This window comes from Antrihabitans cavernicola, from assembly GCF_008297975.1.
Classification (GTDB): Bacteria; Actinomycetota; Actinomycetes; order Mycobacteriales; family Mycobacteriaceae; genus Antrihabitans; species Antrihabitans cavernicola.
The window spans coordinates 263909-279550 of record NZ_VLNY01000006.1 but is presented as its reverse complement, the minus strand read 5'-3'; the positions used below and the strand labels follow the sequence as shown (position 1 = coordinate 279550).

Below are 15642 nucleotides of genomic sequence, written 5' to 3'. Positions count from 1 at the left end.
GGGGCGTCAGCCCATCAACGCCTTCGGATAACCCGATGCGGCAGCGACGCCGAGAACGGAGACCGGATCGAAAGGCTGCCGCCACAATCCGCCGTGGACTGCACCCTCGTAGAACAGCTCCTCTGGGTTGGCACGCTTGCGCACCTCCACCGGTGCGAACAGATCACTCACCAGCTTGGCTGCCATCAGCGCTCGCGCGGTCTCCGGTTCGAAGATCTCGACGCCGAAGTGACTGGCACCGTGATACGCACCCGCAAGAACTCGGCTACGCGTAACCGCCTCGGTCCACGATGCAGGTGCGACGTTGAACGAAACGCTCTGGCCCGCAGCCCTCGTCACGACGCCGCGCCAGCGCTGCAGCCGCTTCGACAGTGCGTATTCGGGACCCTGCACGGCGACCAGCCCGTTCGCCACACTCCAGTGCGTTCCCGACCGATCGATGATCTCGTCCAGGTAGTTCGGGCGGAACAGCGCCGATCGCGACGCGAACCGCAGCGCATTCTGCACGTGTCCACTCAATCCCCGGTCGCGCCATCGTCCGCGAGCTTCGGCGATCACATCCGCCTTGACCGCAAAGCAGTCGGTGGGCGTGGCGAGGTAGGACAACGTGGTATCCGGTCGAGTCTCGAGGATGTCGTGGGCCAGCACGTCGGCGGCAGCGGTCAACGCCAGGTCTGCCGCGTCGTCGGCGTCGGCGTAGGTTCCGAACACCAACTTTCTCCGCTTGGTGGTGTTCGCGTAAATCCATTGCAGCGCTTGCGGAAATTCCGTGGTCAGGTCGACACCCGGCCCGTCGTCCCCAACCGCGTACGTGACTGTCGACGCACCGGCTTCGGCACCGCGCAGCAGCCGATCCCAGCGGTCACCCGGCTGTTCGAGCGCGAGAACCGATGCGCCCCAGGTCACCAATGGCTGAAACGGTCCTGTTTCCGCCCCTGCACCGACCAGCACTGCCTGATATCCGGGCAGCGCAAGCCATTTCGGATTGTCGATGACCGCCTCGACGGCACTGACGAAACTTGGCTCCATGATGCCGCGGTCACGCCAATCGACCAGCTTCCGGCGCAGCCCGTCGCCTTCGAGGAACACTCCGTCGTAGGGCACCTGCAGTGACGTCACCGGCGTGCCGCCGCCTTCGACGGTCACGGTTTCGAGGCTGTCGGCTGCCGATCGCCATTGCCCGGCATCGAGGGCGGACTCGGTGCCGTCGTCGCAGTAGCGCAGCAGGGCGTGCGCAGATCGGAGCCCTTCGGTTGCTATGCCACGCGACGCCTTTGCCGACGAAGCGCTCACCGCGGTGATCGAACGGAACGCGTGCAGATATTCGGAATCCCATTTGTGCGACGATTCGATGTCTTGCGACAGGTCGGCGTCGTACTTCCGCACGGAGTCGGCCAGAACAGCTTTGGCGAATTCGGAGGTGCTACGACCCTCGCCTCGTAACGGCAATGCGATCCCGGCTGGGTGCTGTTCTTCGCCCATGGTGTGAACCCTGCCACGAACAGCGCAGTGACGAAACTATTTCGGCACCGACACAGCCAGGAGTTCTCACTGCCACGCCAGCAGAGCGCAACGCAAACGATCGCCGGTGCGGGCTTGCTGATGAATCAGCACCTCGTGGATCTCCGCTCCGCAGACCCGCCCGATAGCGACCCCGTCCCCGATCGCTTGGTTCAGCGCACCCTGCGATATCGAACTTTCGGCAAGATCGAGGATCGTGCGCAGCGGTGTCGTGATGCGGAACGATCCCCAGTCGTAGATCTCGTCGGGACGCAGGACTCTGCGATGAATTGCGATCGACTCGATCCGCGGCGTGGTGGCGCTGCAGCTGAGATGCAGATAGTGCGGTGCGAAGTCGCCCATCCCGTACAGCTGAGCCGCACTCTGATCGGACACGACGCCTCCGGTCGCCGCACAGCCGCGCACCAGGTGGGCGAATCGCTCGATCATGCGGTCACCCTACGCTCGGGCTGTGGCGTGACTCACATTTTCGGGCGGGCTACGGTCGTGAGCGACATTCACAGAGACCGCTTAGAAAGTTCGGGAAGAATCTCCACATGGTTTCCACACGGAACGCGCCCGCCGCCCCGCGACCGCCCACATCGAAGCGCAACCGCGTTGTGCTGATCGCGATGCTGGTGGTCGGCGCCCTGGTGGTGGCCTTGATCGCCGGCGAACTCTTCGCGCGCCACACAGTGAAGAACTGCATGTCCGACCAGTTCAAGAGCGAGCTCGGCACCCAGGTGGACGTTGGCCTGAGCGCGAAACCGATGCTGCTGCAGATGATCGACAAGGATGTCCCCTACGTCACCATCGACAGCGACGACTCGTCGTTCGGTCCCGCCAAGGACATGAAGGTGCACGCGAAGGTGCAGGACGTGAAGATCGATCAAACCGCGCAGAGCAGCGGTTCGATCGGCAGCTCCACCGCGAACATCGAGTGGTCCGATCAGGGGATTCTCAGCACCGTGCAGTCGCAGTCGTTCGGTGGGCTGGTCTCGGGAGTCACCTCGAGCGGCACGGACGGCACCCTCACCTTCGACGTGGGTCCGGCCGGTCTCGCGAAGCTGACCGTTCGGCCTCAGGTACAGGGCAGCACGGTGAACCTGGAAACGGTCAACGCCGAAATCTTGGGTCTCGGTCTTCCGACCGATCTGGTCGACGGAATCGTGAAGACCGTCGGTGACAGCCTGCAGACCTACCCGCTCGGCATGACCCCGAAGGAACTGAACATCACCGACGCAGGCCTGACGATGTCGCTGGCCGGTGGGCAGTACACGATGCCCGCCGTACCCGACGGCGTCGATCTGAAGGGTTGCGGCGTTCTGGGCTAGAGACCTGCCAGCACAGCGCGGGTTCCGGAGAGCCCCAGCCGGGTCGCACCCGCGCCGATCATCTCGAGTGCGGCCGCCGTCGTCCTGATGCCCCCGCTGGCCTTGACGCCCAACCTGTCGCCGACCGTGTTCGCCATCAACTCGACAGCGTGCGCACTGGCACCGCCCGCCGGGTGAAAGCCGGTGGACGTCTTCACGAATTCGGCGCCGGCCTGTTCGGCCGCCCGGCAGGTGGCGACGATCGCCGCATCGGACAACGCAGCCGACTCGATGATCACCTTGAGCACGGCGTCCGAGCCGACACCTTCGCGGACGGTGATGATGTCGGCGAGCACGGCGTTGAAATCACCGGCGACGGCAGCGCCCACATCGATCACCATGTCCACCTCGGCCGCGCCCTGTTCGACCGCAAGACGCGCTTCGGCGGCCTTCACCAGAGAATGATGTTTCCCCGACGGAAAGCCCGCGACGGCGGCGACGACGAGGCCCGGTGCTGCGATCGGCAACATCGACGGCGAGACGCACACCGCGTAGACGCCGAGATCCTGCGCCTCGGCGATCAGCGCAGCCACGTCGGCAGCGGTTGCCTCCGGCTTGAGCAGGGTGTGGTCGACGATGGCTGCGACGGCGTCGCGCGTGGAAACGGCAGGCATGCTGCGAGCTTGTCATACCTGTGTTGCGCGCATCGCCCCACCACACCAGACTGTGCCCCATGCTGATTCGCCGCGAGCGGTCCGACGATATCGAAGCAATCGACCGAGTCCATCGCAGCGCATTTGCGACCGACGACGGCGCGGAACCCGGCGAAGTGGGCCTTGTTCGCCTGCTCCGACAAGATGCGAGTTGGCTCCCGGCGTTGTCATTCGTGGCAGAGCAGGCAGGCACGGTCGTCGGCCACATCTGCCTGACGCGGGCCACCGTCGGATTCGTTCCAGTCGTGGCGTTGGGCCCGATCGGCGTGTCGAGCGACCACCAGGGCACCGGCGTCGGCGCGGCGCTGATGCATGCCGCGATCGGCGCCGCGGACGCTCTGGAGGAACCGGTGATCGGGCTGCTCGGTCACCTCGACTACTACCCGCGGTTCGGCTTCGCCCTCGGTGCCACGCTCGGGATCGATCCCGACCAGCCGGACTGGGCAGCGCACTTCCAGGTTCGTACGCTCACCGCGTACTCGGACGAGCGGGGCGAATTCCGTTATGCCGCACCGTTCTACGCGCTCCCGGCCTGATACCACCGAGCCCGGATTATCCTGGGACGAATGACAAGCAGCGACCTCGCAGCAGTCTTCGACGCCAGTAGTTCCTACTTTGCCAAGGTGACTCCGCAGGTGTGGGGACCTGCAGGTCAGTCCCTGGTCTTCGCGCTCCGACTGCAACCGGGCGACACCGTGCTCGACGTCTGTTGCGGCGCAGGCGCATCCGCGCTTCCCGCGGCGGCAGCGGTAGGCCCGACCGGCCGGGTACACGCGATAGACCTCGCCGACGACCTGCTCGAGGAAGGCAGGCTGATCGCCTCCGATCGAGCGTTGCAGAACATCGATTTCGTCCATGCGGACGTGACGACGTGGGAGCCGCCCAGCAGCGTGCCGGATGCCGGATACGCCGCGCTCGCCAGCTCGTTCGGTGTGTTCTTCCTGCCGCACATGGACGCTGCCGTTTCCCGACTATTGCGGCTGGTTCGCCCCGGTGGCGGATTCGGGGTGACCGTCTGGCGCAGTGGCGCACTGGATCGATTTGCGGCCGCCTACTACGAGGTGATCGGCAGGCACCAGGCGAATTCGGCTACGGGAACACCGGTCCCGCCGACTCGACATGTGGAAACGCCGAAGGAAGCCGCCGAACGCATCGACAATCCGGAGAAGCTTGCGGCCTGGCTGACCGACCTGGGCGCAGCATCGGTCGCCGTGACGGTGCTGTCCAACCTGATCCCGGCGACGGAGCAATTCGCGTGGGACCTCGTGCTGGGCAGCGGATTTCGAGCACCGCTCGATCAGATGAACGACGACACCGTCGTAGCCGTTCGCAGCGACTTCCTCGAGCTGATCACCGATCGAGGCATCCACACCGTCGACGCCACCGCCTTGGTGGGAACCGGCGTGATTACCGGTTGGCGCGGTGGAGAAGACTGACCGCATGACCGACGACCGCCGCTACGTCCTACTGCTCGGCTGCCCCGACCGCACCGGCATCGTTGCGCGCATCTCCGCGTTCCTCGCCGAACAAGGTGGCTGGATCGTCGAGGCGGCGTATCACGCCGATCCCGACTCCGGCTGGTTCTTCACCCGCCAGGCGGTCCGGGCGTCGTCGATTGCTGTCGGTATCGACGAACTACGCGAACGGTTCGCCGACGTCGCGGCCGAGCTGGGACCGAAAACCGAATGGGCACTGCACGATTCCGGCGAACGGCAACGGGTGGTGCTGCTGGTCAGCAAGGACGCGCACTGCCTCCATGACCTGCTGGGCCGGGCAGCGGGTGGCGAGCTTCCCGCAACCGTGTCCGCCGTTGTCGGCAACCACCCCGATCTGGCGCCGGTCGCCGATGCCCACGGTATCGAATTTCATCACGTCCCGTTCGCCCGCGATCCTGCGGAGCGCGGCCCGTCGTTCGACAAGGTGCGCGACATCGTCGACGCCCATGCTCCGCAGGCCGTCGTGCTCGCCCGGTTCATGCAGGTGCTACCGGGCGAACTGTGCGAACACTGGGCGGGCAAAGCGATCAACATTCATCACAGCTTTCTGCCGTCGTTCGTCGGTGCCCGGCCGTATCACCAGGCATTTGCGCGCGGAGTGAAGCTGATCGGCGCGACCTGCCATTACGTCACTGCCGAACTGGATGCGGGCCCGATCATCGAGCAAGACGTCATCCGCGTCGATCACTCGGACGAGATTCGCGACATGGTGCGGCAGGGCCGCGACATCGAGAAACTGGTGCTCTCCCGTGGCCTCCGATGGCACCTGGAGGCCCGGGTATTGGTGCACGGCCGCAAGACCGTGGTGTTCACATAGACCGTGTTCAGCTAGGAGTCAGCCGATCGGCGTTGGCATCCGGACGGTTCGGTAGCTGCAGCTGATTTGGTCGCCGGTCGACGGGTCGCGCAGGGCGACCTTCCAGGAGTCGGCGAACTGGTCGACATCGTTGCGCATCGAGATCGTTCCGGACACGAGCACGGTCCCCGGCGCATACAGTCCCCGCTCGCGCAGAACGTCGAGCCAGTATTTCGGTGCCAGCAGGTCGGCGAGCGTACCGGTCTGGATGAGGGTGGACGGTTCGCCGTCGCCTTCCCCGACCCAGGCCGACATCGTGATGTCGTCGAGGCGGTCGGCAATCTCCGACAACCGCCATGCGTGGGAGCCCAGAACGTCGGGCGCGGCGTTCTTGCTCCATGCCACGCTGTGGACTTCGAGGTCGCGGTCGGTGTGGTCGCAGGCAGCGGTCAGCAGCACGTCGTCCTCGGTGATGACAAGGGCCCACTCGGCTTCGCCGGACGTCCTGCCGTGCTGGACGAAGACCTCGTCGGTCTGCTGCGCGAGGTAAGGCGAAATGGGGTACATCGCCGGGATGGTCGTCGGAGCAGGCACGCCCAGTTCTGCGAGTTCGGCAATGTGCGAGGCGACCTCCTCCTGGTTACGACCGGCGTAGCCCGCGTTGAGGAGGGTTGTGACCTCGACGTTTTCGACTGTGCCGTCGGGCAGGGTGAACGTGAGTTGCGACATGGGTCTCGGCTCCTGGCTTCGGATGGATTTCTTGATTTTCTGCGCCAAGGGGGTTGCGCATACCTCTTGTATACCGCAAGTATGTAGCGAGTACAACGGCAAAGGTGAGCTGAACCACAGCACGGACCACGTCGTCGAGGACAAGAATTCAACCCACAAGGAGTTGCCATGATCGGAGAATCCACCTCCGTCGACGCAGGCAGGCCTGCGCCTGTCGACAAGAAGGGTCTGGCGAAAGCGTTCGCTGCCAGCCTCACCGGAACCGCGCTGGAGTGGTACGACTTCGCTGTCTACTCGGCATCGGCCGCGTTGATCTTCCCGCAGATCTTCTTCCCCGACAGCGATCCCCTGACGGGAACGTTGCTCGCGTTCTCCACCTACGCGGTCGGCTATGTCGCGCGACCGATCGGCGGGTTCGTCTTCGGACGCCTCGGCGACGTGATCGGCCGCAAGCAGCTGCTCGTCATCACCCTGCTGATGATCGGCGTGACGACCTTCGCGATCGGATTGCTTCCCGGCTACGACCAGATCGGGGTCGCGGCACCCGCCATTCTCGTGTTCTTGCGATTCGCCCAGGGCGTGGCAGTCGGCGGCGAATGGGGTGGTGCCGTTCTGCTCTCCAGCGAATACGGCAACCCGAGCCAACGCGGCTTCTGGTCATCGGCAGCTCAAATCGGGCCTCCTGCAGGCAATCTGATGGCCAATGGCGCACTCGCCGGCCTCACCCTCGCGTTGACGGAAGCGCAGTTCGAGTCCTGGGGATGGCGGCTCGCCTTCTTGCTGTCAGCAGTGCTGGTCGGCTTCGGACTCTGGATCCGGCTGAAGCTGGAAGACACGCCTGTCTTCAAGGCGCTACAGGAATCCGGTGACCGTGCCGAGGCCCCGATCCGCGACGTCTTCACCACGCAGGCCCGACCGCTGGTCGCGGCCATCCTGTCGCGCATCGCACCGGATGTCATCTACGCCCTGTTCACGGTCTTCTCGATCACGTACGGAACCCAGAAGCTCGGGTTCGAGCGCGGCGAGGTACTCACGGCGATCTTGATCGGCTCCGCATTCCAGCTCGGCCTGATTCCGCTGGCAGGCGCGATCTCGGACCGGATCAACCGGCGCCTGGTCTACGCCGTTGCCGCGGTGGGCGGTGTCGCGTGGAGCGCCATCTTCTTCCTCGTCATCGGTGGCAGTTCGTTCCCGCTGCTCATCCTCGGAGTCGTCGTCGGATTGGCCTTCCACTCGTTCATGTACGGGCCGCAGGCGGCATTCGTGACCGAACAGTTCACCGTCGCACTGCGCTCGACCGGCAGCTCGCTCGCCTACACGATCGCCGGTGTGTTCGGTGGAGCGATGGCGCCGCTGATGTTCACATGGCTGCTGAGCAAGACGGACAGCTGGGTACCGATCGCCGGCTACGTCGTGATCGTCGGAGCGGTGACCCTCGTCGGCCTCGCCCTCGGACGCAACCCAGACCCCACCGAGGACGAGCACTACACGCTATTGGCGACCGAAAAGGCTAGGCGCGCAACAGAATCTGAAGCGTGAACTCGAGATGAGCGTTGATCTTCTCGTGCACGAGCGCCTCGTCCCCGACGTCGAGAGCATCGATGATGGCCTGATGCTCCACACACACCCCGTGTTGCCGATCGGACGCACCGAGCGCTGTCAGACCGACCCGGAGCTGGCGCGCCCGGAGTCCGGCGTAGGTGCGAGTCAGCAAGTCGCTCCCGGCAGAATCGATGAGAATCTGATGGAAGCGGCCATCCCAGTCGATGAAGGTGCGGGCATCGTCGGCGCGCCGACCGGTCGCGATCGCTTCCTGCGCCGCCAACGCCGAACGCATCGCGGCAATGGGCACCTGCCCCACCTCCAGGGCGCGACTGGCCGCATGTCGTTCGAGCACACCGCGCAACTCCATCAATTCCGCGATCTGCCTGCCCGACATCGCCGGGACGTGCGCCCCACGCTTGGGCACCATCTCGACGAGGCCCTCCGCCTGAAGCATCAGGAGAGCCTCTCGAACCGGAGTCCTGGATACGCCGATCCGCGTCGCAAGTTCCTGTTCGTTGAGAAAGGATCCGGTAGCAGCAGGCGATGTCAGCACCTGATCTCTGACGTACAGATAGGCCTTTTCGCGACCGGACAGCTCGGAGCCCGAACCCTCTACCCCAACCAATTCCTGCATACAATACGTATACACCCGAAGCAGCCAGGAGCAACACAGTGACGCTACGTGTCAGTCTCGCCCAGATCACCAGTTCGTCGGACCCGAACGCCAACCTCGCCACCGTTGAGAAGCAGGTTGCAGCTGCCGCGGACGCGGGGTCGCGCCTCGTCGTGTTCCCCGAGGCCACCATGCATCGTTTCGGAACACCACTCGGCGACGTTGCACAACCCCTCGACGGCCCGTGGGCCGACGCCGTTCGCGACTGCGCGGCCCGAGCCGGAATCACCGTTGTCGCAGGCATGTTCACACCGTCCGACAACGGCAGGGTGCGCAACACGCTCCTCGTCACCGGCGGCGGCGTCGACAGCCACTACGACAAGATCCACCTGTTCGATGCGTTCGGGTTCGCCGAATCGGACACCGTGGCACCGGGCACCGAGCCGCTGGTCGTGACCGTCGATGGCGTCGGTATCGGCCTGGCCACCTGCTACGACCTCCGCTTCCCCGGACTGTTCCAGACACTCGCCGACCGTGGCGCGGCGCTCACCGTCGTCGCAGCGTCATGGGGAGCCGGGCCCGGCAAGGTCGATCAATGGACCCTGCTCGCCCGGGCTCGCGCGCTCGACTCGACCACCTTCATCGCTGCCTGCGATCAGGCCGATCCGGTCGCATCCGGAGAGGAAGTCCACGGCACGGCACCGCTCGGGGTCGGCAACAGCATCGTCGTATCACCGACGGGAACTGTTCTGGGGCACCTCGATTCGGCCCCGGGACTGCTCACGGTCGACATCGACACGGATACAGTCGCGAAGGTTCGCGAAACGTTGCCGGTCCTCGCGAACCGGCGGTTCTAGCCAGCTACAACCGAAAGTCGACGGCGCGGGCGGCGACGCTTGGCCAGCGAACGCATCCGCACGATCTCGTCGTTGACCTGCAGGCTCGCTTCGACATTGCCCATGTGGCCGACACCGGGAAGCACCACGAACTTGTCGAGCAGATCGTGACTGTCGAGCGCTTCGGCAAGTCGACGCGAATGCGATTGCGGCGTAAGACGATCCAACTCACCCGCGATCACGGTCGTCGGAACGTTCAGGTTTTCCAGCGCGGCGGTGATGTCGAGGTCGGCAAGCGCCATGCCCCACCGACTGCGCGCGCGGCCGCTACAGGACACGACGATCTGCTGGCAGAATTCCACCTCGGCGCGGGTGGCACCCGGTGACAACACGCCGTACTTGAAGCCTCGCGTGATCACTCGACCGTGCGGGAGCGGAATCGGCGCACCGAGAACGGCGCGACCGACGGCGGAGCGAACGTAGCGCATGCGACCCGGCATCGGGATGACCGTGGTCTGCGCAAGAAGGCTGTCGCTGGCGGTGTTCATCAGCACGACGCCGGCCGCGAGACGATCGACCTGGTCGGGGTTCTTACCTGCCCACGCCATGATGCTCATGCCACCCATGCTGTGACCGACCAGCAGCGCGCGCTTACCGCGTCGAACGGTCGCGGACAGCACTGCTGCAAGGTCGTCGGCCAGGACGTCCGCACTGGCCTTACGGGAGCCGAAGGTGCTCTCGCCGTGCCCGCGCTGGTCGTAGGCGATGACGCGGTAGCGGTCCGCAAGAGCGTTGATCTGCGGTGTCCAGTACTCGATGTTGCAGGTCCAGCCATGGGCCAGCACGATCGGATCGGCACCCTTGGGGCCGTAGGCATGTACTCGGAGTGAAGCGCCATCTTCGGTAACGACGGGGATGACCTCGGGCTCGACGCTGATCGGCCGGAGAAGTGCGTCATCCCGCTGCCCTACCGGGGCCAGCAGAACGTTCTTCTGTGACTTCACGTAACACTCCTTTGTGTCTCAGGCCACACTATCGCGCTAACAGCGCTGCTTGCTAGAGCTAGCAGCAAATTCAACCCGCTTTGGCCGGTCCCTCGACGTCTGCCGAGGTCGCAAGCCGCTGCGCGGCCTGTTCGAGAGCCGTTCCGATCGCTTCTTCCATTGCATCCACCAGGAGCGACTGCACGACGTCGTGCACCATCGCCCTGGCGTTGTTCACCAGCTGGGCCGCTTCGCCCACCGTCTGTTCATCGAGGTGCAGCGGTTCGGCATTACGGCCCGGCAGGTAACGATCTGTGACGAGCTTCACGAATCGCCCGGCCACGTCACGCAGATCCGACCGCACGCCCGCCGCCTGCGCGAGGATCTCCGCCATCGGGACACCTGCCCCGTAGAGCAGCGTCGCCGCTTCCAGCAATCGAGCGTTGGCAACCCGGTAGAGCGCACCTTCGCGTTTGACCAGTCCGCCGTCGAGCGCCGATTGCAGGTTCTCGTCGAACTGTTCGGTTCCGAAGATGTCACGGAGCTCGTCCTCGTTCACCGCTGCCGTGTCGCCGTAGCCGGGACCGGACACGTCCAGCTTCTCGACGTCGAGAACATCTTCGACGCGCATGCCGTACTGCGCGGCGGTCAACAGCTCGCTGATGGTGGCAAACGTGTAACCGCGGTCCAGCATGCGGCCGATCAGATTCAATCGCGAGAGATGCGATTCGCTGTACCACCCGGTGCGACCTTGACGCCGCGGCGGCGGCAGCAGCCCGCGATCCTGATAGACGCGCACGTTGCGGACGCTGACGCCTGCAGCGGATGCCAGGTCGTCGATCCGGTACTCGGCGGACTGCACCTCGCTGGCAGGAGCGGGGGAGATGACCCCCGCAAGCCCACGCAGCATGCGTGCAGATTCCGACGCCAGAAAGTTGGCCATGATCAGATGATGTGTGCGCGGCGAAGGAGGAACTTCGACGGCCCACCGATCAGGCCGACAACGTCGAGAAATTCCACCGTCTTGCTGCAGCCTTCGCGCAGCTTGCGGTGGTAGTGCTCATTGTTCTTGGCGGCCTTCTTGGCTTCCTTCACATCCAAACCGGCTGCGGCGTAGACCTTGTCGTTCACCAGGCTGGTCAGAATGAAGTACGCGGTGATGCCGAGCACCAGCTGCACGCCTGCGCGGCCGACCCAGTTGCTGTCCTCCAGCCTGCGCACGGTCTCCTCGCGGGCGAACCGGATGTGACGCGCCTCCTCGAGAACGTGGATCTTGCTGACGGTGCGGGTGATCGGCTGCACGCGGTCGTCGCGCATGAAGTCGCGCTGCATCATGTCCAGCACTTCCTCGGCGAACAGGGTGCCGCCGTAGGCGAGCGATCCGCTTGCAACGGTCTTGAACACGCGCGCCGCCTGATGCACCCACCACTTCGGGCGGTACGACGGGACGCCGAAGCGCTCGGCCGACTTGGCGAACATCGTCGAATGCCTGCACTCGTCGGCGATCTCGGTGAGCGCGAACTGCACGTGCGGGCTGGACGGGTCTTGGTCGTAGACGTCGCGCAGGATCATCTGCATCAGGATCATCTCGAACCAGAGTCCGGTGCCTGCGATGCTGGCGGCCTCGTGCGTGGTGAGCGTGATCCGCTGCTCCTGCGTCATCGACTCCCAGAGATCGGTGCCGTAGAGGCTGCACCACTCGGGCGTCATGCCGTACAGGTCGTCGGGGATGGGGGCTTCCCAGTCGACCTCGACGAGCGGGTCGTAGGACTTGCGGGCCGACGACTGGAGCAACCGTGCGCCGGTGTCGGCACGCTTGCCCGCCTTGACGAGGCGCATGTCCCATTCGCGGGAGGTGGGTGTTTCGACGATCGTCATGTGCTTGCTCCTTTGCAGCGTCATCGGTGCAGTGAAGGCGGTGATGCGAGGAGCCCTTTCGGACTTATCTACACACTGCATTGTCACAATGACCATTGTCAAGGTTTAACTATAACTATCGGGTACACACATCCTCGCTCACACTCCGTGATCACGAGCAAACGGTGGCCAGAAACGCAAAAATCACGACCCTTCGGTCGTGATCAGCGGAGAAGTGGGGGCCGAAATTACCAGCGAGGGCCGCGCTGAATCTCGTCGACGCGCGGGCGCACGTCCACCAGATAGACGCCGATGGCGACGACGGCGATGATGCCGAGGAACCCGACGGCACCGGAGAACAGCAGGCACACCAGCGCCACTGCGAGGATGCCGAGCCAGATCGGCTTGCTGAGCTTGTCCACGGCGGTGAACGCATCCTTGCGCTGACGTAAGGCGTGGAACAGCGCGAATACCGCTGCCGCAATGGCGACGAGCTGCAAGGCGAGCAGGATCAAGCTGGTCGCGGAGCCGGTGACGGAGTACACGACTACGAGTATAGAAGGGAGCAGCCCCAGCGCACGTAATGTGCGCTGGGGCTGCTCTTTACTACTTGTGGAGCATCCTGGGGGATGTTCGTCAGGCCTTCTTGGCCGGAGCCTTCTTGGCCGGAGCCTTCTTGGCGGGAGCAGCCTTCTTCGCCGGTGCCTTCTTGGCCGGAGCCTTCTTGGCAACGGCGTCCTTGGCATCGTCGATGGCATCGGCGGCCGAATCAACGGCATCCTCGGCCCGACCGGTAGCGCGGCCCGCGAGCTTCACGGCCTGCTCACCGACGGCGCGAGTGCGCTCGGAGACCTTGCCCAGCGCCTCTTCGGTCAGCGAAACGGCGTCGCTGTAGAAACCTTCGGCCCGCTCGATGCGTGCGTCGACGGCCGGCTTGGTGCGCAGACGCTCGACGGCACCTTCGCCACGCTCGGCGAGATCGGCGTAGAGGTCGACCGCAACCTTGAGGTAGCTGTCGGCAACCTTGCGCAGCTCCTCGACGGTGAAGCGCTCACGCAGCTCGGCAAGCTCTTCCGGCAGCTCGGACGGCAGGCCCGCGAGGCGGTCACGCAGCGAGTCGATCTGATCCTGCACATCGGCCGGCAGGGTCGCGAAGCGCTCACGGGCTTCCTCGACACGACCGGAGACATCGGTGCTGGTGTTCTCGGCGCGCTCGCGCACCTTGGCGACAACATCGGCAACGGCCTGAACGGCAACATCGGTAGCACCGACGGTGGCGTACAGCGGCTTCTTCACGTTATCGATGCTCTTGTCCTTGGACTCACTCATCTTTGCTCTCCTGTTCTAAGGGCTTGATTTCAGCTGGCGACTCGGCCTCGTCAGAGGACGCGAGCACATCTTCGGGTCCATCGTTTTCACGACAGAAGGATTCGTAGATTTCGAGAAGCACCTGCTTCTGACGCTCGGTAACTGCGTCGTCTGCGAGGAGCGCATCTCGAACCGGGCTGTACGGACGCTGCTCGAGATAACCAGCACGTACGTACAACGCCTCGGACGAAACCCGGAGACCTTTCGCGATCTGTCCGAGAACTTCCGCAGAAGGGTTCCGCAATCCGCGCTCGATCTGGCTGAGATACGGATTGCTGACACCCGCCAGTTGTGCCAGCTGGCGAAGCGACACGTGACCGGCTTCACGCTGGGCACGAATGAAGCTTCCGATGTCCTGAGCGGCGTCTTTCACCTTGACGACCCGCGCAGTCAACTCACCCGTACCGACTTCGTCAGTGGATCCCTCTTCGGGGACTACGGGCTTGTCCGACATCGTTTCCTCTCCTGGCTGGTGTACTTCGGCAAGCATAAAACGAAGTGCTAACTATTGCAAGCACTACTGCTAGCAACCGATTGTTCACCCTCCGAACATCAATTGAGACACCGTGTAAATGATCAAGCCGGCCAGCGAACCCACCACTGTTCCGTTGATCCGAATGAACTGAAGATCGCGTCCCACCTGCAGTTCTATCTTCTTGCTCGCCTCCTCCGCGTCCCATCGGGCCACGGTGTCGGTGATGATGGTCGTGATTTCTCCTGCGTAGTTGGCGGCGATGTAGCGGGCTCCGCCCAACACCCACCTGTCTACCTTCTCCCGCATTTCCGTGTCGTCGCGCAGCCGCTCGCCGAGTTGCTGCACGTTCTCACCGACTTTGGTGCGCAGTGTGCTGTTGGGATCGTCCACCGATTCCAGAATCAAACGTTTCGCGACTCGCCACGTCGTCTCCGCCAGGCCGGTGATCTCCTCACGACCCATGATCGACGCCTTGATCGACTCGGCCTTCTGGATGGTCGCGGGATCGTTCTGGAGGTCGGCGGCAAAGTCCGTCAAGAACCGGTTGGCGGCGAGCCGGACCTCGTGATCGGGCGTCGAGCGCACCTTCCATGTGAACTCGACGAGCTCGCGGTAGATCTTCTCCGACAGCAGAATGTCGACGAACTTGGGCGACCACTGCGGCGAATCCCGCAGCACGATCTTGTCGATCGTCTCCTGGCTGCCCAACGCCCACTGATGCGCCCGCTCAGCCAGCATGTCGACCAGCGGAAGCTGCCGGTTCTCCTTGATCAGCTCGTCGAGAATCTTGCCGATCGGCGGACCCCAGAGCGGTTCGCCGATTCGCCGGACCAGGGTTTGATCGATGACCTGCTGGACGTCTTCGTCGCGCAACACCCCGACCAGCGCCCGCAGAATCGTCGACGTCTCCGCAGCGATGCGCTGCGCATTCTTCGGCTGAGCCATCCAGCCACCGATCCGCAACGGAATCTGCGCCGATTGCACCTTCTCCGAGACCACATCGGGATTGAGGAAGTTGTCGCTCACGAAGTTGCCGAGGCTTTCGCCCAGCTGATCCTTCTTCTTCCGGATGATCGCGGTGTGGGGAATCGGCAGGCCCAGCGGATGCCGGAACAGCGCCGTCACCGCGAACCAGTCGGCAAGTGCACCGACCATGCCCGCCTCCGACGCCGATCGGACGTAGCCCACCCAGTCGCCCGCTCCACGCGACTCCTGCCAGCGGCAGAACAGGTAGATCAGGGTCGCGATCGCGAGCAACCCCGTCGCAAACGCCTTCATCCGGAACAGGTCACGGCGCTTGACGTCGTCGTCGGTCGCGGAGCCGAGGCCGCGCGAGACGGCAGATCGCGCGTCGGGACGCTGCACCGGGTCCCGCTCCACTGTCGATGGGTTCACATCCGACATTGTGCCCAATTACG

General features: G+C 64.3%; 18 protein-coding genes. 6 read left to right on the top strand and 12 right to left on the bottom strand.

Annotated elements, in window-relative coordinates; genetic code table 11:
* Positions 1-6: 6 nt before the first annotated feature.
* Complete coding sequence (locus FOY51_RS15245; protein ID WP_149431083.1) at positions 7-1482, bottom strand: hypothetical protein; 1476 nt, start codon at positions 1480-1482, stop codon at positions 7-9.
* A 66-nt stretch (positions 1483-1548) separates the two neighbouring features.
* Entirely contained in the window at positions 1549-1950 is a 402-nt protein-coding gene (locus FOY51_RS15240; RefSeq protein WP_149431082.1) for a hypothetical protein, read from the bottom strand.
* Between the two features lie 107 nt (positions 1951-2057).
* On the opposite strand from FOY51_RS15240, the gene FOY51_RS15235 reads away from it, so the two are divergent.
* Positions 2058-2834, top strand: coding sequence for an LmeA family phospholipid-binding protein (locus FOY51_RS15235; RefSeq protein ID WP_149431081.1), 777 nt, complete (start codon positions 2058-2060; stop codon positions 2832-2834).
* Here the strand turns inward: FOY51_RS15235 and deoC are convergent.
* Positions 2831-3487 (bottom strand): deoxyribose-phosphate aldolase, encoded by a 657-nt coding sequence (deoC, locus tag FOY51_RS15230; protein WP_149431080.1) that lies wholly within the window; start codon positions 3485-3487, stop codon positions 2831-2833. The two genes, FOY51_RS15235 and deoC, sit on opposite strands and share 4 nt — an antisense overlap.
* A gap of 59 nt (positions 3488-3546) precedes the next feature.
* Here deoC and FOY51_RS15225 point away from each other — a divergent pair, with 59 nt between their 5' ends.
* Genes FOY51_RS15225 through purU form a run of 3 tightly spaced genes read left to right on the top strand, consistent with a single transcriptional unit; the run spans position 3547 to position 5839 of the window.
* Entirely contained in the window at positions 3547-4062 is a 516-nt protein-coding gene (locus FOY51_RS15225) for a GNAT family N-acetyltransferase (RefSeq protein ID WP_149431079.1), read from the top strand.
* A gap of 30 nt (positions 4063-4092) precedes the next feature.
* A complete protein-coding gene (locus tag FOY51_RS15220) occupies positions 4093-4962 on the top strand; it encodes a class I SAM-dependent methyltransferase (protein WP_149431078.1) in 870 nt (289 codons plus the stop codon).
* A 4-nt stretch (positions 4963-4966) separates the two neighbouring features.
* On the top strand, positions 4967-5839 hold the full coding sequence (gene purU, locus FOY51_RS15215; protein WP_149431077.1) for a formyltetrahydrofolate deformylase: 873 nt from the start codon (positions 4967-4969) through the stop codon (positions 5837-5839).
* An 18-nt stretch (positions 5840-5857) separates the two neighbouring features.
* Here the strand turns inward: purU and FOY51_RS15210 are convergent, their stop codons facing one another.
* Complete coding sequence (locus FOY51_RS15210; protein ID WP_149431076.1) at positions 5858-6547, bottom strand: DUF2848 domain-containing protein; 690 nt, start codon at positions 6545-6547, stop codon at positions 5858-5860.
* 168 nt (positions 6548-6715) lie between these two features.
* Here FOY51_RS15210 and FOY51_RS15205 point away from each other — a divergent pair, with 168 nt between their 5' ends.
* Positions 6716-8086 (top strand): MFS transporter, encoded by a 1371-nt coding sequence (locus tag FOY51_RS15205; RefSeq protein WP_149431075.1) that lies wholly within the window; start codon positions 6716-6718, stop codon positions 8084-8086.
* On the opposite strand, the gene FOY51_RS15200 is transcribed toward FOY51_RS15205, so the two are convergent.
* The gene (locus tag FOY51_RS15200; protein WP_149431074.1) at positions 8058-8726 is read right to left on the bottom strand and encodes a GntR family transcriptional regulator; all 669 of its coding nucleotides are present in this window, start codon (positions 8724-8726) and stop codon (positions 8058-8060) included. The two genes, FOY51_RS15205 and FOY51_RS15200, sit on opposite strands and share 29 nt — an antisense overlap.
* Before the next feature lie 38 nt (positions 8727-8764).
* On the opposite strand from FOY51_RS15200, the gene FOY51_RS15195 reads away from it, so the two are divergent.
* Positions 8765-9562, top strand: a complete 798-nt coding sequence (locus FOY51_RS15195) for a carbon-nitrogen hydrolase family protein (protein ID WP_149431073.1) — start codon at positions 8765-8767, stop codon at positions 9560-9562.
* On the opposite strand, the gene FOY51_RS15190 is transcribed toward FOY51_RS15195, so the two are convergent.
* The 7 genes from FOY51_RS15190 to FOY51_RS15160 form a co-directional block, all read right to left on the bottom strand.
* The gene (locus FOY51_RS15190) at positions 9559-10545 is read right to left on the bottom strand and encodes an alpha/beta fold hydrolase (RefSeq protein ID WP_235916365.1); all 987 of its coding nucleotides are present in this window, start codon (positions 10543-10545) and stop codon (positions 9559-9561) included. The genes FOY51_RS15195 and FOY51_RS15190 overlap by 4 nt on opposite strands.
* Before the next feature lie 70 nt (positions 10546-10615).
* Positions 10616-11467 carry a MerR family transcriptional regulator gene (locus tag FOY51_RS15185; RefSeq protein WP_235916364.1) on the bottom strand — a complete coding sequence of 284 codons (852 nt, stop codon included), beginning with the start codon at positions 11465-11467 and terminating at the stop codon, positions 10616-10618.
* A gap of 2 nt (positions 11468-11469) precedes the next feature.
* Positions 11470-12363, bottom strand: coding sequence for an AurF N-oxygenase family protein (locus FOY51_RS15180; protein ID WP_235916377.1), 894 nt, complete (start codon positions 12361-12363; stop codon positions 11470-11472).
* Positions 12364-12629: 266 nt separating this feature from the next.
* Entirely contained in the window at positions 12630-12926 is a 297-nt protein-coding gene (locus FOY51_RS15175; RefSeq protein WP_149431071.1) for a DUF2516 family protein, read from the bottom strand.
* Between the two features lie 91 nt (positions 12927-13017).
* Positions 13018-13710, bottom strand: coding sequence for a heparin-binding hemagglutinin (locus FOY51_RS15170; RefSeq protein ID WP_149431070.1), 693 nt, complete (start codon positions 13708-13710; stop codon positions 13018-13020).
* Positions 13703-14203 carry a helix-turn-helix domain-containing protein gene (locus FOY51_RS15165; protein ID WP_149431069.1) on the bottom strand — a complete coding sequence of 167 codons (501 nt, stop codon included), beginning with the start codon at positions 14201-14203 and terminating at the stop codon, positions 13703-13705. Before FOY51_RS15165 ends, FOY51_RS15170 begins: the two co-directional genes overlap by 8 nt.
* Positions 14204-14287: 84 nt before the next feature.
* Positions 14288-15502 carry a DUF445 domain-containing protein gene (locus tag FOY51_RS15160; RefSeq protein ID WP_235916374.1) on the bottom strand — a complete coding sequence of 405 codons (1215 nt, stop codon included), beginning with the start codon at positions 15500-15502 and terminating at the stop codon, positions 14288-14290.
* Positions 15503-15642: the final 140 nt, after the last annotated feature.